Source organism: Bartonella sp. ML70XJBT.G (assembly GCF_028618575.1).
Classification (GTDB): Bacteria; Pseudomonadota; Alphaproteobacteria; order Rhizobiales; family Rhizobiaceae; genus Bartonella.
This window is the reverse complement of sequence record NZ_JAQITA010000016.1, coordinates 30,981-52,581: the sequence shown is the minus strand read 5'-3', so window position 1 is coordinate 52,581 and position 21,601 is coordinate 30,981. Positions and strand designations below refer to the sequence as shown.

The window sequence follows — 21,601 nt, the reverse complement described above, 5'->3', positions numbered from 1 at the left end:
TGATACCCTATTATCCTATGGTGTCTTAAAAGGTGACATCACCAATGCTATTATTGGTACAACTGCAAAATTGAAACATGCCAAGATGTGGAGTATCTCCACCACTATGGGCAAACAATTTGCCACCGGTATTCAAGGTCTTACCTTTGAACCCCAAGCACAATTTGCTTATCAACGTTTGATGTTTGATACAATTTCAGATGCCGATCACTTTACCATTGATATGAACAATCCTCATCAATGGATGATCCGTGTTGGTGGGCGTTTAACCAAAACCGTTACAGCAACTGAAAACAGGCGTTCTGTTTCCTTCTATGGGAAAGTAAATGCCATCAAAATCTTTGATGATAAGCAAGCAATCTATATTGACAAGGATTATAAACTTGATCCTATGGGCTCTTTGCTTGAAGGTGGGGTTGGTATCAATGCCCAATTATCTTCCAACATCTCGCTTCATGGCGATGTCAGCTATCAACAAAAGCTGCAAAAGACTGGAATATCTGGAGCAAGTTTCTCAGGCGGGATACGCTATCAGTTTTAAGACAAGGCTGTAAAAAAAGCCTATGACATTCCTTTTAACAAAAGGCAGCATAACGCTGTCTTTTCGGCACCATCGATCTTTTCCGCTTCAAAGGCCGCTTTCTTATCTTTTTACGCACGAAAAATGCCACAGAATAACTTTTGACGAAATATACTAAACAAAATACAATAAACATAACAGGCTGCTTTAACAAATTTATCAAAATACTTAAGAAGAATACTCAAATTTATAAAAACAGCAATCAGCATTCTTTAGCTTAAATAAAAAACGCATTTTACACCAAAGTGAGAAAACTTTTGTCTTATCTTTACTTATTGCGTCCAATTACGCTTTTCTGCCTCTTTATCTTAAAGCATAAAACAACCAAAACATTTTAAAAACTATCATTTATCATTGATGATAATACCACAAAAAATCCTTCTTTTTTGAAAAGAGAACGTAACGTTTTTCAATAAATAATATCTAAAGCTGTAAAAAACTAAAATAAAATTATATTACAAAATAATCAGAACTCTTCTCGAACAATACAGCACTTCTGTTATTTCTTACAAATTGAAAGAACCAAAAATTCATAATAAAGCTGCTAAACACAAAATGATAAGCAAGAAAATAATCCAATAAGCGCAAAAAATAACGTACATCACACATGATCAGCGTAACTCATAGTGCAATATGCCGCACAGAATTAAAAAATATGATGGCTAAAAACTCTCTCAGCAAACTATAATGATAAAATGGCATACTTTGATCTCCCCTTCACACCTCAAATGACGAAGATTCTCATCCATGCTAACCTGTAAGCAATCCGACTTCTTGTCTAGCAGGCTCCACTTACTAACCATTTATATGGTTCACCTCTATAAGAAATAGCCCTGCCCTAAATATTGACTGCATTACCAAAAATTACTGAATATATAAAATTTACATAGTTTGTATCGCCACATCTCACACAACAGTGTTTTACGGCATAACTAGATAAAAAATGCCTCCTATTGCACTGTGACGATCTCTAGAAACCTAAAGCCAAAGAAACGATACTTGTCTTCTGTAAAATTTATCACGCCCTTTGCTCTCTATGAACAATAGGCTCAATACTGGCTTCAAAAAACATCTTTGTATAGTCATGTTGTGCATGTAGATTACGCAAATCATCATTGCTAAGTTCTTCAAGAATAATCCCTTTATGCATAATTCCAACACGTTCACAAATATGTGCAACCACAGCAAGGTCGTGGGATACCATCAAATAAGTGAGCTTTTTTTCTTCTCGTAAGGATTTCAACAAATTTAAAATTTCAGCCTGTACCGACACATCCAATGCAGATGTTGGCTCATCGAGCAGTAAAGCCTCTGGCTCGATAATTAAAGCACGAGCAAGAGCAATACGCTGGCGTTGTCCTCCAGATAACTCATGCGGATAACGATAAAGAAATGAAGAATCTAAACCAACAGAATTTAAAGCATCTAGCACCCGTTCCTTTGGATTATCCATACCATGAATTTTAAGCGTTTCAGAAAGAACAGTATGAACCATTTTTCTTGGATGAAGTGAAGAGTAAGGATCTTGGAAAACCATTTGAATACGGCGTAAAAAATTCTTACCTCTTTTTTTGGGAACTTCTTCCCCATCAAAAATAAAACGGCCACTATAGTCAGAAATAAGCCCAACCAATGTATTTAAAATGGTTGATTTTCCACAGCCTGATTCACCAATTAAACCATAAGCTTCACCACGTTTAATATGAAAGTTGACATTTTTTACAACCGTTACTGCCTTGTGCCTATGCCCAAAGGTTACAGATAAATTAGAAACATCAATAATATTGTCACAATTGGTCACAGAGCAACTCCTTCAACACCATTAACAATCGTAGGATTATGCAACCAATCAGGATCGCGCTCAGGAACAGCCAAAACATTAACAGGATTATCAAGCCGCGGCAAACTTGCTAGCAAAGCCTTAGTATAAGGATGACAAGCACGAGATAAATTACACGCAGGCAACTCTTCTAACACACGGCCTGCATACATAACCAAGACACGATCACAAAAATCAGCAATCATATTCAAATCATGACTAATAAAAATAAGTCCCGTTCCAGATTTAGTCACAAGCTCATCCAACACGGATAAAACCTGACGTCTTACCGTAATATCAAGCGCAGATGTTGGCTCATCGGCAATAATTAAATCAGGTTTTGGAATGAGCATCATCGCAATCATCACACGCTGCCCCATTCCTCCTGATATTTCATGAGGAAACAGACGCATCACATGTTCTGGGTCGCGAATATGAACAGATTCCAACATAGCAATTGTCCGCTCGCGCGCCTCGGCTTTTGAAACACGGTAATGAATACGGTAAGCCTCCATAATCTGGTCCCCAATCCGTATGAGTGGATTAAGTGAATATTTGGGGTCCTGTAGAATCATTGAAATACGCTTTCCCCGAATAGTTCTCATTTGAGATTCACTTGCACGCAATAAATCGATATCTTCAAAGCGCATTTTTTTCGCTTTGACCATTGCTGCTCTTGGACTCAATCTGAGTATCGCGCGCCCAGTCATTGATTTTCCAGAACCAGACTCGCCAACGATCCCGATTTTTTCTTTTCCCACGGAAAAACTAACGCCACGCACAACCTCTGCAATGCCACGCCTTGTAGGAAAAGCAATACGTAAATCTTCTATCTCTAATAATTTTTTAGCCATTGCGCGGATCCAATATATCACGAAGCCCATCACCCAACAAATTGAAAGCAAGGCTTGCCAACAATATTGCACAACCTGGTATTGCCGCTAACCACCAACTTGTCATCATAAACTCACGACCTGTCGAAAGCATTGCACCCCATTCAGGACTTGGTAGCTGAGCTCCCAACCCCAAAAAACCAAGACCCGCAGCCGTTAAAATAATTCCAGACATATCTAATGTTAGACGGACCACGACTGAAGGAATACACATCGGTGCAACATGAAACAAAATAATCCGCAAAGGAGATGCCCCTTGCAAGCGAACAGCAGAGACATAATCAGAAGAACGTATCGTCAAAGTTTCTGCTCGTGCTAAACGCGCGATTGGCGGCCATGCTGCAATCGAAATTGCAATAGATGCATTTTCAATACCTGGTCCCAATGCGGCTGAAAACGCAAGAGCTAAAATCAAAGCGGGAAAAGCAAGAAAAATATCAACTACACGCATAAGAACAGTGTCAACCCATCCCCCTATATAGCCCGATACAGTCCCAACAATGAGCCCTATTGGTCCCACAATAATTGTCGTGAGAAAAACAATATAAAGCGTAATACGTGCACCAAAAACGAGGCGGCTAAAAATGTCACGCCCCAATTCATCTGTCCCAAAATAATGCGACAGAGAGGGTGATTGTAATCGATGTGCAAGATCATTGCTCACAAAATCATTGGTAGCAATCCAAGGAGCAAAAACTGCACATAAGATAATAATAAAAATAATAATGAGACCAAATACAGCAGAAAAATTACCAGAAAACTTGATCAATGCATGATAAATTCTTTGTACATTCGCTTGAAAGACTGAACGTGGAACAGATTCATTTAACCAACGCCCCAAAGAAAATGACGATTGTGATTTATGATGATGAATTGTGGTCATATTCAACGTGTCCTTGGATCAAAGATTCGATAAAGCAAATCAGAAAATAAATTAATAACGACAAAGAGAAATCCTACAAGCAGCGTACAACCGACAACTGCATTCATATCTCCAGCCAAAAGAGCATTCGTTAAGTAATGCCCAAAGCCAGGCCAAGCAAAAACAGTCTCCGTTAACACAGCACCTTCTAAGAGAAAAGCATAAGAAAGTGCAACAACCGTGATAATCTGTACGGCAGCATTGCGAAAGGCATGCCCCCACACCGTTCGTGCCAACGATAATCCCTTCACACGTGCAGTAATGATATATTCCTGATTAAGCTGTTCAATCATAAATCCACGAGTCATACGACTAATATAAGCCATAGCACCAAAAGCTAAGATTAAAGCAGGCATAATAATATGACTGAATACATTTCCAAAAGCTTCCCACTGTCCTTGACGAGCAGTATCCCAGAGAAAAAATCCCGTTTTAGGTTCAAAAGAATATTCATAAAGGAAATCAATACGTCCTGGACCACCGATCCAACCAAGCTTGGCATAAAAGATTAATAACGCCATTAATCCAAGCCAAAAAGTTGGGGTGGAATAACTCAGAAGTGTAAAAACACGAACAAAGTAATCAATAAATGAATCACGATACATTGCCGCAAAAACACCAAATGGAATACCAAGACTCGTGCCAATTACAATAGCAACTGTAGCAAGCTCTAACGTTGCAGGAAATACACGCATAATATCTTCTAAGACAGGACGCCCTGAGGTTAAAGCATCTCCAAAGTCAAACAAAAGCACACTGCGAAGATAATTCCAATATTGAACAATCAATGGCTGATCAAGTCCCAACCTATGATACATTGCATCATAAGCTTCCTGACTGATATTATCACCAAGGATAGCCAGAACGGGATCTAAGGGAAGCAGGTGGCCAATAAAAAAAGTAATCGTTACCAAACCAAGCAATGTGACAAAGACCGAAATAAGCAACTTTAATAGCTTGAAAAAATAGTCCCATACGAACACTTGTTTCTGCTTCTGTAATACTGCTCTTTCAGCATCTGGAAATGGCAAAACCATTATAATATTCCCCTCCATAGCTACCAAACATAAAGCTAACACCTTTTTTATACAATCAAGCAACCTCTAATCAAGCACACTCTACAATCTTTTTTCAAAACATGCTTACTTTTCTGCATCACTGTAATAAAGTCTAAAACTATTCCAAGCCCATTTTTTGACTGCAGGTCCCATACCAATGGTATAATATGTCTGAAATAAATAAACCATAGGACCATGTTCAAACACATAATTCTGTAAAGCACGATACTGTAAAAGACGCTTATTTTGATCTTGCTCAAACAGAGCATCCATCACCATTTTATTAATATTTTCATCATAATATCCAGCACGCCAAGCCAGATACATATTGTGCTTTTCTGTAAATGTTGGATCAGGATTAAAAACATGATTTAACGAGGCAGGATGTCCATCAGGATCAGCACTTCCCCATCCCATAAGTGCACTATCATAATTTCCACCACGCACACGGCTTAACAATTGATTTTGTGCCATTTTTTCAATGGTAAGATCAACACCAATTTTACGCGCATTGGCTTGAATAGACTGCGCAACAGATGACATATAACTAAGGCTACCAACTAAAAGATTAGCTTTAAAACCATTGGGATAACCGGCCTCACTCATCAATTGCTTGGCTTTTTTCAAATCTAACTTAAAGGGCAATCCCTCTTTTTCATCCAAAGCGCCAGGAATTCCCAACGCCATATAACTAGCACGTGGAATGCCAATACCTTTTAAAACAGTCTTTCCCAGTCCCTCATAATCGACTAAATAACGAAGTGCCAACCGCACTTTTTCATGAGAAAAAATTGTATTTTTATTATTCAACGAGAGATAAATAATCTGTGGTCGCAAAACGCGGCTAATTTTGACTGCCCCCCCCTGCTTTTCAATATCTAGAATATCCTCTGAAGAAAGATCACGCGCTATATCCACATCACCTTTTTCCAAAAGAAGTCTCTGGCTTGCTGAATCCGCAACATGCTGCACAACAATTTGCTTAATTTTAGGTGCCTCTCCCCAATAATATTTCGTAGCTTCCAATACAACTTTTTCTCCAGGAGACCAACGTACCAATTTATAAGGTCCAACACAAGCCGAATGCGTTGCCAAATATTTATTGCCCATATCACCATTTATACTTTCTGCTTCAACTGTTTTCCGATCAAGTAAAGCAGAAGCATAGGACTGTCCAATAGCTGTTAATATAAGCTGAATAGGATAGGGTTTATCTAGTTTTAGCTGTAAAGTTCTCTCATCAAGAGCTTGAATATGCGTTTCCATATTGTTTTTATTAAAACCATAATCCATCAAAAACTGAGCATATCCTAATCCCAATTTAATAATTCGTCGCATTGACCAAGCAAGATCTTGTGCTGTAGCAACCCTTCCATCATCAAATTTTAAATCATCACGAAGATGAAAAACAATTCTTTTTCCACCATCTAAAACTTCCCAAGATTGTGCCATAGCAGGGCGAATTCTTGTAGGATCACCCTGATCATACTGCACTAATGCACTACATATATTTGTCAATAATTCACTCGCGACAACTTCAACTGTTTGCGCTGGATCAAAGCTACTAATTGAATCCACATTCCATGCCATCACCAATGCATCTTTCGATGACGCACTCAATACTGATGATACAGATCCATTTAAAAAACCGATTGTACTTAGCAAAACACACAAATTTTTTAAAATTCTTTTTTGCGTCATTTTAATCAATATCCTTTGTATTTTCTTTGATTATTTTTTAAAATACTGCTGATTTTTCTTTTATTTCTCACACAGCGTCATGTTATCAATTTTAGGCATCAAAAAGCTGAAAACGATTTTCTCACACAGCACCTACAACTGAGATGCACACCCTCTGTAGTATTATCACAGAGACTTCCAAAAGCCCTTACTTTTCATACGGATCAACATTACCCCCCTCTAAACTATACCTTAATTGTATTATACAAAAGCCCCCCGCAATTTCATACCTTAACGTTAAGATAAGCATCTGCGGAGGATATTTTCATCATTTACATGATGACCACGTTCTTTTTATATTTTTCAGTATTATTAAATACGCATTTATTTTTCAATTGCACTATAAAAAATACGCGGAGCACTATTCCAAACCCATTTTTTTATACGAGGTGTCATAGCTACAACACTATATTTCTGAAAGATAAAAGCATAAGGTCCTTTTTGCATAAGTTCACGCTGCAAATCAGCATAAATTTGCGCCCGTTTCTGTGGATCTTTTTGAAATAATGCTTCCATCACCTTCTTATTCATAGCCTCATCCAAATAGCCATGCTGCCAACTTGGATAGGCTGTATTTTTCGCCTCAAACTGATTATCGGGATTGTAAACAAGGCGTGAAGCCATTGAATGAGGATCCGCAGAGTCATTATTCCATCCGACAAAAATCGTATCAAAGCTACGTGCAGAAAGTTTTGAAAACACCTGCGTACCTGCTAAACGTTCAATTTTAAGATGCACGCCTACCTTTGCCGCATTGTCTTGAATAGACTGAGCAATGGGCAAAGCATAATGAGAGCTTCCTATTAAAAAATTAACCTCAAAGCCTTTCGAATAACCTGCCTCTGTTAAGAGCTGTTTGGCTTTTTGAAGATCAAGTTTAAAGGGCTGCCCTTCTTTTTCATCCAAGGCCCCAAAATTACCAAGAGGAATAAAGCTTGCCCGTGGAACACCGACACCTTTGAGAATGCTCTTTTCAAGAGCCTCATAATCAATAAGATAGCGCATCGCCAAACGTACTTTTTCATTGGCAAAAATAGGATTTGTCGTATTAAAACCCCAATACATCATGGAAGGCTCCAAAACGCTTTTCACCTTAATATCTGTTGTTGCTTGGAGATCTGCAAGATCCTCAGGTCTCAAATCACGAGCAACATCGATATCATGTTTTTGTAACAATAAGCGTTGTGTTCCAGTCTCTGCAACATGGCGAATGAGTATCTTTTTTAACTTAGGTGCTTCCCCCCAATAATGGGAACTTGCACGCAATAAAATTGCTTCTCCAGGACGCCAGCTCGCCAATCGATAAGGACCAACACAAGCAGCATGACTGGCCAAATAGCGATTTCCCATATCACTATTTTTTTCATGCTTCATAATGGTCTCACGATCAAGCAAGGCCGTAGCACGACTCGCAACAATATTATTAAGAATAAGCTCTGCTGGATAAGGCTTATCAAATTTCATCACCACCGTTTTCTCATCGGGTGCTTGAAGAGCAGAATCAACATTTTGTTCTGTAATACCATATTCATTAAATATCGCCGCATTTGCCATCTTCAATTTGACAATTCGCTTCATGCCCCAAACAAGATCATGAGCATTCGCAGATCGACCATCATGAAATTTTAAACCATCACGCAAATGAAAAGTAAGCACTGTACTCTGATCACCGCCTGAAACATCCCAGTGTGTTGCTAAAGAGGGAACGATTTTTGCTGGATCATCTGTAGCAGTACTCACCAAATTATCACAAACATTGAGAACAATTTCATTTGCATAAACATCATTAAGCTGCGCAGGATCAAATGTATTGATTCCATCAATATTCCAACCCATTACGAGGGTATCGACAGGTGTTTTTGCTGAAACTTGTTGCACGAACATCCCCAATGCAAGAACAGCAGAAACAAAAGAAGTGCTGCCTTTCAATATTTTTCTTTTTCTATTCATAGCCTTTTCCTTTTAAAGTTTATTGTATCAATTTATTATTCTGAAATAACATGGCAGATTTGTAAAACTAAAGATTAAATAAACGCATATTCGCCTTCTCTACAAAGGCATTTACTTTTCAATTCACTCACTTAAACTCAATAAAAATACACGAAATATCCGTCCCCAATCATTATGACATCTGCCCCACTATACCCTGTAATTGCTCCCTATATCTCTCACCAAAATCTAGACCTTGGAGAAAATTGTCTCACAGATATTGATGAACCACCCTCCTCATAAACTGTACTAAAAAGGATAAGGATAATGTGCAAATTTTTAAAATAATCGTATCCCCTCAGAACTCAGTTTCAAGATGTACGCACATCCTTACTGTGTTATAATATACCACGCACGAACAAGCAGTAAAACAAAAGAAAACATTTCTGCAAAAACTCCATGATTTCTTTAACAATTGCTGTATCTTCTGAAAATTAAGCGTAAAAAGAAAATCTTTTATCAACAATATCAAAAATCGACAGAAATAAAATTGCAATGAGAAATACTCGTTTTTCTAAGTCTTACCTCTCCAAAATACAGTAGCCAATAAAAGAACACATCATAAAATACTCTTTTTCAAGAGCAAAAACAAAAACGAAACAATACGCTATTCTCATTCACATTCCCAACGACATATGCTAGAGATTTAACGAAGCAATGAAGTGAACACAAATCTATCTGAACAGAGGTATCTGCCCCAAAAGATGGAGCTTACACGCAGCCAAATTATTCTCTTAAAAACGAAGCTATCAGATAATAAAACGTAACACAAGTATTTGATAATCAAATACTATATAATAAACGCATCATTCTCTATTCAATAAAAATAGAGCAAATAGCTTGCTTTAAACTTCAAAGAACAAAACAACACAATAATATTTCTCTATAGAGAGAAATAAAAAATAATCTTTTCATCACTAACACTAAAGAAATAAATAAAAAAGAAAAATATATATTAAAACAGATAATAAAAACTGTTCTTATAATACTTTAAAAACACAAAACTTAAAAAATATTCTTTAAAAATGATCAGATAAGTTTTTTACCTTTTAAAAATACATCGCTTCCTCTGCTAAAAGCAGCATCACAGCATCCACTACGCTAAAAAGCGATAATCCAACAACAACAAATACATGAAACGATCTCAAAACCATTCCATACTCTTTTGTTATTTTTTTAGACACATCTTCTTATGCAAAAGATTTTTACTAATTTATCGACAAAAGCACCCTTCAAGATGATCATTAACAATGCCTACCGACTGCATAAAAGCATAACAAATCGTTGGTCCAACAAATGTCCAGCCACGTTTTTTCAAGTCTTGAGAAAGACGAAGAGACGCAGGTGTTATAGGATTTGCTAACAATGTTTGAAAATTGATCTTTTCATAACGCTCTGATTGTGGTGGTTGAAAAGACCAAAAATAGTGAGATAAACTTCCCCACTCTGTGATAATTTCCTGTGCCCTCAATGCGTTATTAAGCACTGAGCGAATTTTTCCTTGATGACGAACAATACCTTTATTCTGCATCAATATTTGCACTTTTTCTTCATCATAATGACTGATTTTTTCGAAGTCAAAGTAATCAAATGCCTCTTGAAAAAAAGAACGTTTTTTTAAAATGGTAAGCCAAGAAAGCCCTGCTTGAAAACCTTCAAGACAAATTTTTTCAAACAAACGGCGATCTTCAAAAACAGGACTTCCCCATTCATGATCATGATAAGCACAGTAAAGCGGATCATCTCCTGCCCATGAACAACGAATTTTTCCATCCGCTCCCCTGCGAAGTCCTTCCTCGAGCACCTGATTGACCATATCAAAAGAGTGTTCCTTGATCATCGCCTTGTTGCTTTATCTGTTTGTGTTTTGAACGTTTATTCAAAGCAGATTCCTCGGTGACAACACTGACATCACCATCAAAAAAACGTAAATTGACTTGACCTGTTTCAGGAAACTGCACCAATCGTTTAATGGGTTTATTCTCTTTCCCCAAAGCCAAAACAAAACCACGCTCTAAAATATTCTGATACGAAGTGCTTTTTAAAAGCCTAAAAGCAACTTCTATCTGAGCACGTTGTTTTTCCACCTTGTGCACAAAAGCACGCTGAAGACGCATCACATATTCCTTGGTATTGCGTTGTGCTTTTTCAGTATTCAACAAACGCGGTGCAAGACGAAGAGAAAGTGCATGGAAAGAAAAACGCTTTTTATCATAACTCACACAAAGAGCACGCTGTAACCGGCTGGAAATTTCATCAAAACCACGTCGTGGTAGAGCAAAAAGTTGATCAACCGTGGGAAGTCCACGGATAAGAGCACGCAATTTTTGTTGATGAAAATCAAGATAACGTGTGAGTCCCGTACGTAAACGTGCACCAAGCGATGCCACATAGGCTTCGAGATCAAGCTTGACGGGAACAGCCTTTTCTGCTGCCCCTGTAGGGGTCGGAGCACGCCAATCAGCAACATAATCAATTAAAGTCCAATCTGTCTCATGCCCAACCGCAGAGATAACAGGTAAGTCAGAGGCATAAACAGCACGCACAACAGCTTCATCATTAAACCCCCATAAATCTTCCAAGCTTCCTCCTCCTCGCGCCACAATAATAACATCAGGCTTTGGAAGAGAACCTCCTACAGGCAGTGCATTAAAACCCTCAACGCCAGCAGCCACTTCACGCCCACAGGTTTCTCCCTGAACACGAACAGGCCAAACCAAAATATGCAAGGGAAAACGATCTGATATACGATGAATAATATCGCGAATAACAGCGCCAGTTGGCGATGTCACAACGCCTATAATTCGAGGCATATAAGGCAAAGGTTTTTTTTTGGCTTCATCAAATAAACCTTCCTCTGCAAGCTTTTTTTTACGATTTTCTAAAAGTGCCATCAAAGCGCCAACTCCAGTTGGTTCAAGTGCTTCAATAACAATTTGGTACTTTGATGATCCTGGGTAAGTTGTCAGTTTGCCAACAGCAATCACTTCCATCCCCTCTTCAGGAGGAAATTTGAGCTTTTCCATAAACCCACGCCAAATAACAGCCTCCAACCGTGCCTTATCATCCTTTAAAGCAAAGTAAGCATGACCAGAAGCATGAGGACCACGATAACCTGATATTTCCCCACGCACCCGCACATAACCAAACTTTTCTTCAACAACGCGCTTTAAAGCCCCTGCTATTTCAGAAACAGTAAATTCTACTACATTCGTTGCACCTACTTTTTCACCAAACAAACTTACCATTTTTAAATTCTTTACACCCGTTCTTGTGAATCTATTTGCAATAATACATTTTTAAACTTTTGATTGATAGCTTCATCCAAATACGCATAACACCAACCAGAACAGCTTGTATTTTTAACCTCAAACCGATGATCCGGATTGTAAATAAAGTTGAAAACGTAAGAGTCTGCGGAACATTGTTCAATCCAGAAAATTCTATCAACAGAAGTTAAAATATTCAATCTTAACATCCACACCAACAGTTCTTTTATGATAACCTCTCTCATCAAAGAGCAGATCTTAAAAACACATTTTATACATGGGATATTTATTCACTAGCCATGAACTTCGGCATCTTGTCAGGTTTTTCAACCATAGAAAAAACGCCGAAGTGATCATGATCACGCTCTTAGAGTTCACAATGTTCTAAGACACGCTTATTTTTCAATGGCACTATAAAAAATACGTGGTGCACCATTCCAAACCCATTTTTTTACATCAGGTGTCATAGCGACAATGTTATATGTCTGATAGATAAACGCATAGGGACCTTTTTGCATAAAATCACGCTGCAAATCAGCATACATCTGCGCCCGTTTCTGTGGATCTTTCTGAAACAATGCATCCCTCACCTTTTTATTCATCTCTTCATCCAAATACCCATGACACCAACTAGGATAGCCTGTATTTTTAGCCTCAAATCCATTATCAGGGTTTAAAATAAGACGCGAAGCCATCGTATGAGGATCCGACGACGAATTATTCCATCCTATAAAAATTGTATCAAAGCCACGTGCATAAAGTTTTGAAAATAATTGCGTACCAATAAAATGTTCAATCTTAAAGTGCACGCCTATCTTTTTTGCATTGTCCTGAATAGACTGAGCAATGGGCAAAGCAAAAGGATAAGGAGATTTTCCGGCATAAATATTGGCCTCAAAACCATCCGGATAACCTGCCTCTGTCAAAAGCTGCTTGGCTTTTTGAAGGTTAAGTTTAAAAGGTTGCCCTTCTTTTTCATCCAAAGCACCAAAATTACCAAGAGGAATAAAGCTAGCCCGTGGAATACCAACATCTTTAAGAAGAGTTTTTCCAAGAGTTTCATAATCAATAAGATAGCGCATTGCCAAACGTACTTTTTCATTGGCAAAAATAGGATTTGTCGTGTTAAATCCCCATATGATCATGGATGGAGCCAACACTTTTTCAGCCTTAATATCTGTTGTTGCTTGAAGATCTGCTATATCCTCTGGCGTTAAATTACGTGCCACATCGATATCGTGTTTTTCCAACAATAAACGTTGTGTTCCAGGCTCGGCAATATGACGAATGAGAATCTTCTTCAATTTAGGCGCCTCTCCCCAATAATGGGAACTGGCACGTAACAAAATCCCTTCTCCAGGACGCCAACTCTCTAACTGATAAGGGCCAACACAAGCAGCATGGCTTGCTAAATAGCGATTTCCCATATCACCATCTTGTTCGTGTTTCATCAGTGTCTCACGATCAAGTAAAGCAACAGTGCGATGAGTAGAAATATTGCTCAAAATAAGCTCTGCTGGATAAGGTTTATCAAATTTCATGACCACTGTTTTTTCATCGGGTGCTTGAAAAGCTTCATCAACATTTTTTTCTGTGATACCATATTCATTAAAGGTTGCCGCGTTAGACAGCTTCAATTTGACAACCCGCCTCATGCCCCAAACCAGATCATGAGCACCAGCAGTCCGACCATCATTAAACTTCAAATCATCACGCAAATGAAAAGTAATGACCGTACTCTGGTCATCACTTGAAACATCCCAACTCTTAGCCAAAGAAGGAACAACTTTAGTCCCATCGTCTTTTGCAGTATCCACCAAATTGTCGCAAACATTAACAACAATTTCAGCTCCATAGCGATCATTGAGTTGCGCAGGATCAAAATTACTAATTGCATCAAGGTCCCAAGCCATCACGAGGGTATCAGCAGGCGTATTTGCTGACACTTGTTGTGCAAACATCCCCACGGCAAGAACAGCAGAAATAAAAGAACTGCTCCCCTTTAATATCTTTCTTTTCAAACTCATCAATTTTTCCTTTTAAAACTTATTGTATAAATTCTCCATGCAACAATAATGCGCAAAAATAAGAAGATCAGACTGAGAAAACACACCCCCTTAGAATATAAAACCCCACAACCCTTCGCTCCCCCTAACACGGATAAGCGAAATGAAAATATGCAAAGGAAAACGTCTCGATAAATAAAATGAGTAACATCATAAACGATAAGCATCTTACTAGTACGTCAAAACACGAATAATTCAGGACATATCAGGGAAAGATCCTTGTTCGTTTCATCAAACAAACCTTCTTCCTCAAACTTATTCTTACCATTTTCTAAAAAGAGTCATCATCTTCCCCTCGGTTCAAGAACCTCAAGAATCATTGAATAGCCCTAGAGAAAAATTTGCAAACCATAACCCTCTCCCTCCTTCTTCAGGAGAAAATTTGAGTTTTTCTATGAAACACAGCAAAGAACACTTTCAGCATCTTATCTTCTGTTAAGGAAAGATCGCACAATCTAACGTATGAACCCCACAGTGTCCTAATATTCACTCACATTCCTGCATACAATCAAATTTCTCTTCAACAACACATTTCAAGACCCCCCGCTCTTTCAAAAACACCAAATTCTGCACCAATTATTGTGTCTGTTTTTGTTGCACTTGTTTTTTCAATCAACAAATAATTATTTTTGCAAAAATATTGAAACAGTTAACCATAATAACTATATATATATGTTTTGTCGAGATGAATAATCTCACTTTGAAAGAGGATATCTTGAAACCCCATTCTCTCCGGAGCATATTGTTTGGCTACGATGAGCTTCGGTATCTTATAAGATTTTTCAACCATAGAAAAAACGCCGAAGTTATCAAGATAACACTTTTAGAATTTATAGCCTTCTAATACACACTTATTTTTCAATGGCATTATAAAAAATACGTGGTGTACTATTCCATACCCATTGTTTAATATGAGGTGTCATAGCTACAACATTATATTTCTGAAAGATAAAAGCATACGGACCTTTTTGCATAAGTTCACGCTGCAAATCAGCATAAATTTGTGCCCGTTTCTGTGGATCTTTTTGAAATAATGCTGCCTCTACCTTTTTATTCATAGCCTTATCCAAATAGCCATGACACCAACTAAGGTGGGCTGTATTTTTTGCCTCAAACCGATTATCGGGATTGTAAACAAGGCGTGAAGCCATGGAATGAGGATCCGCAGAGTCATTATTCCATCCGACAAAAATCGTATCAAAAGCACGCGCAGAAAGTTTTGAAAACAACTGTGCGTTTGCCAAACGTTCAATTTTAAGATGCACACCTACCTTTTTTGCATTGTCTTGAATAGACTGAGCAATGGGCAAAGCATAATAAGCGCTCCCCACTAAAAAATTAACGTTAAAGCCTTTTGAATAACCTGCCTCTGTTAAGAGCTGTTTGGCTTTTTTAAGATCAAGTTTAAAGGGCCGCCCTTCTTTTTCATCCAAAGCACCAAAATTACCAAGAGGAATAAAGCTTGCCCGTGGAACACCAACACCTTTGAGAAGAGTCTTGCCAAGAGCCTCATAATCAATAAGATAACGCATTGCCAAACGCACTTTTTCATTGGCAAAAATAGGATTTGTCGTGTTAAATCCCCACATCATCATGGTAGGCTCCAACACTCTTTCCACCTTAATATCTGTTGTTGCTTGGAGATCTGCGAGATCCTCAGGTCTCAAGTCACGAGCAACATCGATATCGCCTTTTTGCAACAATAAACGTTGTGTTCCAGACTCCGCAACATGGCGAATGAGAATCTTTTTTAATTTAGGTGCTTTCCCCCAATAATGGGAACTTGCACGCAATAAAATTGCTTCTCCAGGACGCCAGCTCGCCAATCGATAAGGACCAACACAGGCAGCATGGCTAGCCAAATAGCGATTTCCCATATCACCATTTTTTTCATGTTTCATAAGTGTCTCACGATCAAGCAACGCAGTAGCGTAACTCGCAATAAAATTATTAAGGAGAAGTTCTACAGGATAAGGCTTATCAAATTTCATCACCACTGTTTTCTCATCTGGTGCTTGAAGAGCAGAATCCATGTTCTGTTCTGTAATACCATATTCATGAAAAAGCTCTGTTCTAGCCATCTTCAACTTAATAATCCGCTTCATACTCCAAACAAGATCACGAGCACTCGCAGGCCGACCATCATTAAACTTCAAACCATCATGCAAATGAAAAGTAAGCACTGTACTCTGATCACCGCCTGAAACATCCCAGTGTGTTGCCAAAGAAGAAATGACTTTTGTTGGATCATCTCTAACAGTATCAACCAAATTGTCACAAACATTGAGAACTATTTCAGTTCCATAAACGTTGTTGATCTGCGCAGGATCAAACGTACTGATACCATCAATATTCCAAGCCATCACGAGGGTATCGACAGGTGTTTTTGCTGAAACGTGTTGTACGAACATCCCCAATGCAAGAACAGCAGAAACAAAAGAAGTGCTGCCTTTCAATATTTTTCTTTTTCTATTCATAGCCTTTTCCTTTTAAAATTTATTGTACAAACGTCCCATGCGATAACAACACGCAAAAATAAAAAGATCAGTTTTTGGAATACCCCCCTAGAGAAAAAGCATCAAAACTCTCAACAGCGGTAACCACTCAACCCCTCCTGAACACAGACAGGCTAAAACAAAATATACAATGGAAAAAAATCACCCCTATGCGATGAGTAACACCACAAGTAACAAGATCTATTACTGATATCACAACATCTGTAATTCAAAGTATATCAAGCAAAGATTTCTTGTTTACTTCATCAAACAGGCTTTCTTTTTCAAACGTCTTCCTGCTTTTTTCTGAAAAGAGTCACCACCGCGCCATCTTCAGTTGATTTAAAAAACCTCAATAACAAATTGCTATTCTACAAATTCTAAATAACTGAGTGCTTATAGCGCTTCCTTCTCTCTTTCATTAAGGGAAATCTAAGATTTTCTATAAATCCCCCCAAAAAACAGTCTCAGCACCTTATCTTCTTTTAAGGAAAGAGGGTATAATTTTAAGCATGAAACCCACAGTGACCTGACATTCCCCCACGCCCCTGCATACAATCAAATTTTTCTTCGACAACACATTCTAACCCCCCACTCTTTCAAAAACACCAAATTTTGCACCGCTTATTGTGCCTGTTTGGTTACGTTTCTCTTGCCATCAACAAATAATTATTTTTTCAAATAAGATTGAAATATTCAATTATAATACCTATGTGCGTTTGATTTGTCGAGATGAATAATCTCTTTATGCCATGGAGTACCTTAAAATCCCTTTCTCTCGCTAGTATATCACTTCTCTACCGATAAACTTCGACATATTGCAGAGGTTTTCAACCAAACGCAAAACGTCGAAGCTATCATGATCACATTTTTAAAGTTCACAATATTCTAAGACACGCTTATTTTTCAATAGCACTATAAAAAATACGTGGCGCACTATTCCAAACCCATTTTTTCACATCAGGTGTCATAGCGACAATGTTATATGTTTGATAGATAAAAGCATAGGGACCTTTTTGCATAAAATCACGCTGCAAATCAGCATACATCTGCGCCCGTTTCTGTGGATCTTTCTGAAACAATGCATCCCTCACCTTTTTATTCATCTCTTCATCCAAATACCCATGACACCAACTAACATAGCCTGTGTTCTTAGCCTCAAATCGATTATCAGGATTGTAAACAAGACGTGAAGCCATCGTATAAGGATCTGCAGAATCGTTATTCCATCCCATAAAAATTGTATCAAAGCCACGTGCATAAAGTTTTGAAAACAACTGCGTCCCTACAAAATTTTCAATCTTAAAGTGCACGCCTATCTTTTTTGCATTGTCCTGAATAGACTGAGCAATGGGCAAAGCAAAAGGATAAGGAGATTTTCCGGCATAAATATTGGCCTCAAAACCATCCGGATAACCTGCCTCTGTCAAAAGCTGCTTGGCTTTTTGAAGGTCAAGTTTAAAAGGTTGCCCTTCTTTTTCATCCAAAGCACCAAGATTACCAATGGGAATAAAGCTAGCCCGTGGAATACCAACATCTTTAAGAAGAGTCTTTCCAAGTGTTTCATAATCAATAAGATAGCGCATTGCCAAACGCACTTTTTCATTGGCAAAAATAGGATTTGTCGTGTTAAATCCCCACATAATCACGGATGGAGTCAATCTTTTCTCAATCTTAATATCTGTTGTTGCTTGGATATCTGCTACATCCTCTGGCATTAAATTACGTGCCACATCAATATCGTGTTTTTCCAACAATAAACGCTGTGTTCCAGGCTCACCAATATGACGAATGAGAATCTTCTTCAATTTAGGTGCCTCTCCCCAATAATGGGAACTGGCACGTAACAAAATCGCTTCCCCAGAACGCCAACTCTCTAACTGATAAGGGCCAACACAAGCAGCATGGCTTGCCAAATAGCGATTTCCCATATCACCATCTTGTTCGTGTTTCATAATTGTCTCACGATCAAGAAGAGCAGCAATGCGAACAGTAAGAATATGACCAAGAATAATCTCTGCTGGATAAGGTTTATCAAATTTCATCACCACCGTTTTTTCATCAGGGGCTTGAAGAGTAGAATCAATATTTTGTTCTGTAATACCATATTCATTAAATGTTGCCGCTGCAGACAATTTTAATTTAACAACCCGCTTCATGCCCCAAACCAGATCATGAGCACCAGCAGGCCGACCATCATTAAACTTCAAATCATCACGCAAATGAAAAGTAATGACCGTACCCCCGCCATCATTTGAAACATCCCAACTCTTGGCCAAAGCAGGAACTATTTTAGCGGAATCATCTGTAGCTGAATCGATTAAATTATCACAAATATTAGCAACAATTTCATTTCCATAACGTTCATTGATCTGTGCAGGATCAAAGGTCTCAATTGAATCAATATTCAAAGCCATCACGAGAGTATCAGCAGGTGTCTTTGCTGACACTTGTTGCACAAACATCCCCACTGCAAGAACAGTAGAAATAAAAGAACTGCTCCCCTTTAATATCTTTCTTTTCAAACTCATAGATTTTTCCTTTTAAAATTGATGTATAAATTTTCCATGCAACAATAATGCGCAAAAATAAAAAAATCAGACCGAGAAAACACACCCCCTTAGAGATATAAAACCTCCAATAACAGCCATTTCGTGCCCCTCCCTGATACGAATGGGCTAAAGAAAAATATGCACCAGAAAACAACCACCCCTATGCAATGAGCAACACCACAAGATACTCTTGTTGCTGATATCATCACATCTATCATTCGATAGTATATAAGACAAAGATTTCTTATTTTCTGCATCAAACAAGTTTTTTTCTTCAAACTTTTTCTTGCGATTTTCTAAAAAGAGTCACCAACCTACGACCTTCTGTCGCTTTAAAAGCTTCAATAACAAATCAGTTTCTTGAAAATCCTAAATAACTGAGTGCTAACAGCATTTCCTTTCATCCTTCTTCAAGAAAAAATTGGAGTTTTTCCATGCAATCCCACAAAAGAACACTCTCAATCCTTATCTTCCTTTAAGAAAAAACGATGTAATTTAAAGTATGAAACCAAAGTGACCTATCATTCAGCTGCCCCCCTGCATATAATCAACTTTTCCTTCAACAATACACTCTAAAGCCCCCTCCTTTCAAAACACTGAATTTCTCTCCGCTTAGGATATCATTTTTTGTTGCGCTGATCTTTCTAATAAACAAATGACTATTTTTTCACAAAAATTGAAATACTTAGATACAATACCTATATATATAAGTCTTGTCGAGATGAATAATCTCTCTTTGGAATAGGATGTCTTGAAATGACATTCTATACACAACATATTGAACTGTTATGAAATCTTCGGCGTACTGAAAATTTTTCATCCTCATGCAAAACGTCGAAACATTATGACATTTTCCCATAAATTCATGAGAAACTAAAGAATATCTACGAAATGAACGAAAGGAATACTATGAAGACATCTCGAAAAATGCCAACAGAACACGAACGTGTTTCAGAAACCAGCACAAAAGTTACACCCGTCTTACAAGGTGGTAAACTTGAAAGAGAAGTAAGGAAAAATAATAAAAAAAACGTTATTTCTTCTTTGTAATGACAACACCATTATATTATGCAACAAAAGAGTAATATATTTGAAAGTATAAAAAATGAACAAAAAGCAAAAGTGGGCCAATTCTCTTCATAGATTTCTTGGAGGGAGATTAGGGCGTGTTGTTCTAAAATTGCTCATCCTTTCTTTCCTCGCTGGCATTATCATGAATTTCATTGGCTGGACACCTGAGAGTCTCATACAGAAAATAATAAAGTTTTTTAAAACTCTCTGGGAAACAGGCTTTATAACCCTTACAAATCTTTCTCATCTAACCATGATGGGAGCCATCATTGTTGTGCCTATTTTTCTCATTTTACGCATCCTTGACAAAAAATAAAGATCTGAATCTTTTCTTCGCTAATCTTTTCGGAAAATCAAGCGACATAAACAGCCTGTACTAATAGCCACAATCACAGCAACCATACCATAGAGCAAGCTATGCTTATGCGCTACATGAAAAATTGTATAAGTGATTTGTGCTTTAACGATTTCAAGGGTTGTCGTTGTACTGTCAATAAATTGCCCATTACGAAAAAGATAAGCACGAACCTGATAATGTCCAACAGGCGTATTGGCTGGCAAACGAAAATGTGCTGTAAAAAGTGCACCAGAACCAAAATGAACACCGCCCTCTTCCTCATAATAAAGATTTTTGGCTTTTTGTAATTTTATAAGCTCATCACGAAAAATTTGTATTTTCTTTTGATCTTGTTCATCCGTTGGCAGGTATAAAGAGGATAATCCAAGCCCTAAACGTTTATAGTCTTCAGCGCTTGTAATATCATCAATCTCGCGCGTTGTGACCATAGAATAAAAGAGAGGAACATTTTTAAAAATAAGGGAATCTGCATTAACCCAAACACCAGCATTACGTTTCTTTTCTCGCATCACCATTGGTCGAGCGGGTCCCTCTAAGCTCACAATAATATCATAAGGATTTTGTCGAGAATATAAAGGATCGATATTTTCCAAAACACCAGCAATATACAGATCACGACCATCGAAATGTGCATCAACTGTAATCCTATTTGTTGTTACAATAACTTGGATAGTTTCATGATCAACGGGATCAATAAATGCAGCTTTTGCGCCAATATGTGCCCAAGCAGAAAAAGAAACAACACAAAAACAACCTGTAATGATGCATAAAGAAAAGAATCTACCCATT

Annotated in this window: 15 protein-coding genes; 3 read left to right on the top strand and 12 right to left on the bottom strand. The window is 37.9% G+C overall.

Annotated elements, in window-relative coordinates; genetic code table 11:
• Positions 1-541 (top strand): autotransporter outer membrane beta-barrel domain-containing protein (locus PVV64_RS08005; RefSeq protein WP_273760526.1); only part of this gene is annotated, 541 nt, incomplete at its 5' end.
• A gap of 1,057 nt (positions 542-1,598) precedes the next feature.
• Here PVV64_RS08005 and PVV64_RS08000 read toward each other — a convergent pair.
• From PVV64_RS08000 to PVV64_RS07950, 11 genes are all read right to left on the bottom strand, one after another.
• The gene (locus PVV64_RS08000) at positions 1,599-2,381 is read right to left on the bottom strand and encodes an ABC transporter ATP-binding protein (protein ID WP_273760525.1); all 783 of its coding nucleotides are present in this window, start codon (positions 2,379-2,381) and stop codon (positions 1,599-1,601) included.
• Positions 2,378-3,253, bottom strand: coding sequence for an ABC transporter ATP-binding protein (locus PVV64_RS07995; RefSeq protein WP_273760524.1), 876 nt, complete (start codon positions 3,251-3,253; stop codon positions 2,378-2,380). Before PVV64_RS07995 ends, PVV64_RS08000 begins: the two co-directional genes overlap by 4 nt.
• Positions 3,246-4,175, bottom strand: a complete 930-nt coding sequence (locus tag PVV64_RS07990; RefSeq protein WP_273760523.1) for an ABC transporter permease — start codon at positions 4,173-4,175, stop codon at positions 3,246-3,248. The genes PVV64_RS07995 and PVV64_RS07990 overlap by 8 nt, the downstream gene beginning before the upstream one ends.
• A 2-nt stretch (positions 4,176-4,177) precedes the next feature.
• Positions 4,178-5,251 (bottom strand): ABC transporter permease, encoded by a 1,074-nt coding sequence (locus tag PVV64_RS07985; RefSeq protein ID WP_273760522.1) that lies wholly within the window; start codon positions 5,249-5,251, stop codon positions 4,178-4,180.
• Positions 5,252-5,356: 105 nt separating this feature from the next.
• Positions 5,357-6,973, bottom strand: coding sequence for an ABC transporter substrate-binding protein (locus PVV64_RS07980; protein ID WP_273760521.1), 1,617 nt, complete (start codon positions 6,971-6,973; stop codon positions 5,357-5,359).
• A gap of 363 nt (positions 6,974-7,336) precedes the next feature.
• Positions 7,337-8,962 (bottom strand): ABC transporter substrate-binding protein, encoded by a 1,626-nt coding sequence (locus PVV64_RS07975; RefSeq protein ID WP_273760520.1) that lies wholly within the window; start codon positions 8,960-8,962, stop codon positions 7,337-7,339.
• A 1,252-nt stretch (positions 8,963-10,214) separates the two neighbouring features.
• The gene (locus tag PVV64_RS07970) at positions 10,215-10,841 is read right to left on the bottom strand and encodes a DNA-3-methyladenine glycosylase I (protein WP_273760519.1); all 627 of its coding nucleotides are present in this window, start codon (positions 10,839-10,841) and stop codon (positions 10,215-10,217) included.
• Positions 10,819-12,249, bottom strand: a complete 1,431-nt coding sequence (xseA, locus tag PVV64_RS07965; RefSeq protein ID WP_273760518.1) for an exodeoxyribonuclease VII large subunit — start codon at positions 12,247-12,249, stop codon at positions 10,819-10,821. The genes PVV64_RS07970 and xseA overlap by 23 nt, the downstream gene beginning before the upstream one ends.
• Before the next feature lie 416 nt (positions 12,250-12,665).
• Positions 12,666-14,297 (bottom strand): ABC transporter substrate-binding protein, encoded by a 1,632-nt coding sequence (locus tag PVV64_RS07960; protein ID WP_273760517.1) that lies wholly within the window; start codon positions 14,295-14,297, stop codon positions 12,666-12,668.
• 890 nt (positions 14,298-15,187) lie between these two features.
• Positions 15,188-16,813: an ABC transporter substrate-binding protein gene (locus tag PVV64_RS07955; protein WP_273760516.1), complete on the bottom strand. Its 1,626-nt coding sequence runs from the start codon at positions 16,811-16,813 to the stop codon at positions 15,188-15,190.
• Positions 16,814-17,730: 917 nt separating this feature from the next.
• A complete protein-coding gene (locus PVV64_RS07950) occupies positions 17,731-19,362 on the bottom strand; it encodes an ABC transporter substrate-binding protein (RefSeq protein WP_273760515.1) in 1,632 nt (543 codons plus the stop codon).
• Positions 19,363-20,292: 930 nt separating this feature from the next.
• On the opposite strand from PVV64_RS07950, the gene PVV64_RS07945 reads away from it, so the two are divergent.
• Together PVV64_RS07945 and PVV64_RS07940 are read left to right on the top strand one after the other, a co-directional pair.
• Positions 20,293-20,433: a hypothetical protein gene (locus PVV64_RS07945; RefSeq protein ID WP_273760514.1), complete on the top strand. Its 141-nt coding sequence runs from the start codon at positions 20,293-20,295 to the stop codon at positions 20,431-20,433.
• A gap of 55 nt (positions 20,434-20,488) precedes the next feature.
• On the top strand, positions 20,489-20,770 hold the full coding sequence (locus PVV64_RS07940; RefSeq protein WP_273760513.1) for a DUF6460 domain-containing protein: 282 nt from the start codon (positions 20,489-20,491) through the stop codon (positions 20,768-20,770).
• A 20-nt stretch (positions 20,771-20,790) separates the two neighbouring features.
• Here the strand turns inward: PVV64_RS07940 and PVV64_RS07935 are convergent, their stop codons facing one another.
• Entirely contained in the window at positions 20,791-21,600 is an 810-nt protein-coding gene (locus PVV64_RS07935) for a TIGR02186 family protein (protein ID WP_273760512.1), read from the bottom strand.
• Position 21,601: the final 1 nt, after the last annotated feature.

What these genes read in the sequence shown, in the direction of transcription:
- PVV64_RS07995 (WP_273760524.1), bottom strand. Translation starts at nt 3,253, where the DNA reads ATGGCTAAAAAATTATTAGAGATAGAAGATTTACGTATTGCTTTTCCT.
- PVV64_RS07990 (WP_273760523.1), bottom strand. Translation starts at nt 4,175, where the DNA reads ATGACCACAATTCATCATCATAAATCACAATCGTCATTTTCTTTGGGG.
- PVV64_RS07985 (WP_273760522.1), bottom strand. Translation starts at nt 5,251, where the DNA reads ATGGTTTTGCCATTTCCAGATGCTGAAAGAGCAGTATTACAGAAGCAG.
- PVV64_RS07980 (WP_273760521.1), bottom strand. Translation starts at nt 6,973, where the DNA reads ATGACGCAAAAAAGAATTTTAAAAAATTTGTGTGTTTTGCTAAGTACA.
- PVV64_RS07975 (WP_273760520.1), bottom strand. Translation starts at nt 8,962, where the DNA reads ATGAATAGAAAAAGAAAAATATTGAAAGGCAGCACTTCTTTTGTTTCT.
- PVV64_RS07970 (WP_273760519.1), bottom strand. Translation starts at nt 10,841, where the DNA reads ATGATCAAGGAACACTCTTTTGATATGGTCAATCAGGTGCTCGAGGAA.
- xseA (WP_273760518.1), bottom strand. Translation starts at nt 12,249, where the DNA reads ATGGTAAGTTTGTTTGGTGAAAAAGTAGGTGCAACGAATGTAGTAGAA.
- PVV64_RS07960 (WP_273760517.1), bottom strand. Translation starts at nt 14,297, where the DNA reads ATGAGTTTGAAAAGAAAGATATTAAAGGGGAGCAGTTCTTTTATTTCT.
- PVV64_RS07955 (WP_273760516.1), bottom strand. Translation starts at nt 16,813, where the DNA reads ATGAATAGAAAAAGAAAAATATTGAAAGGCAGCACTTCTTTTGTTTCT.
- PVV64_RS07950 (WP_273760515.1), bottom strand. Translation starts at nt 19,362, where the DNA reads ATGAGTTTGAAAAGAAAGATATTAAAGGGGAGCAGTTCTTTTATTTCT.
- PVV64_RS07945 (WP_273760514.1), top strand. Translation starts at nt 20,293, where the DNA reads ATGAAGACATCTCGAAAAATGCCAACAGAACACGAACGTGTTTCAGAA.
- PVV64_RS07940 (WP_273760513.1), top strand. Translation starts at nt 20,489, where the DNA reads ATGAACAAAAAGCAAAAGTGGGCCAATTCTCTTCATAGATTTCTTGGA.
- PVV64_RS07935 (WP_273760512.1), bottom strand. Translation starts at nt 21,600, where the DNA reads ATGGGTAGATTCTTTTCTTTATGCATCATTACAGGTTGTTTTTGTGTT.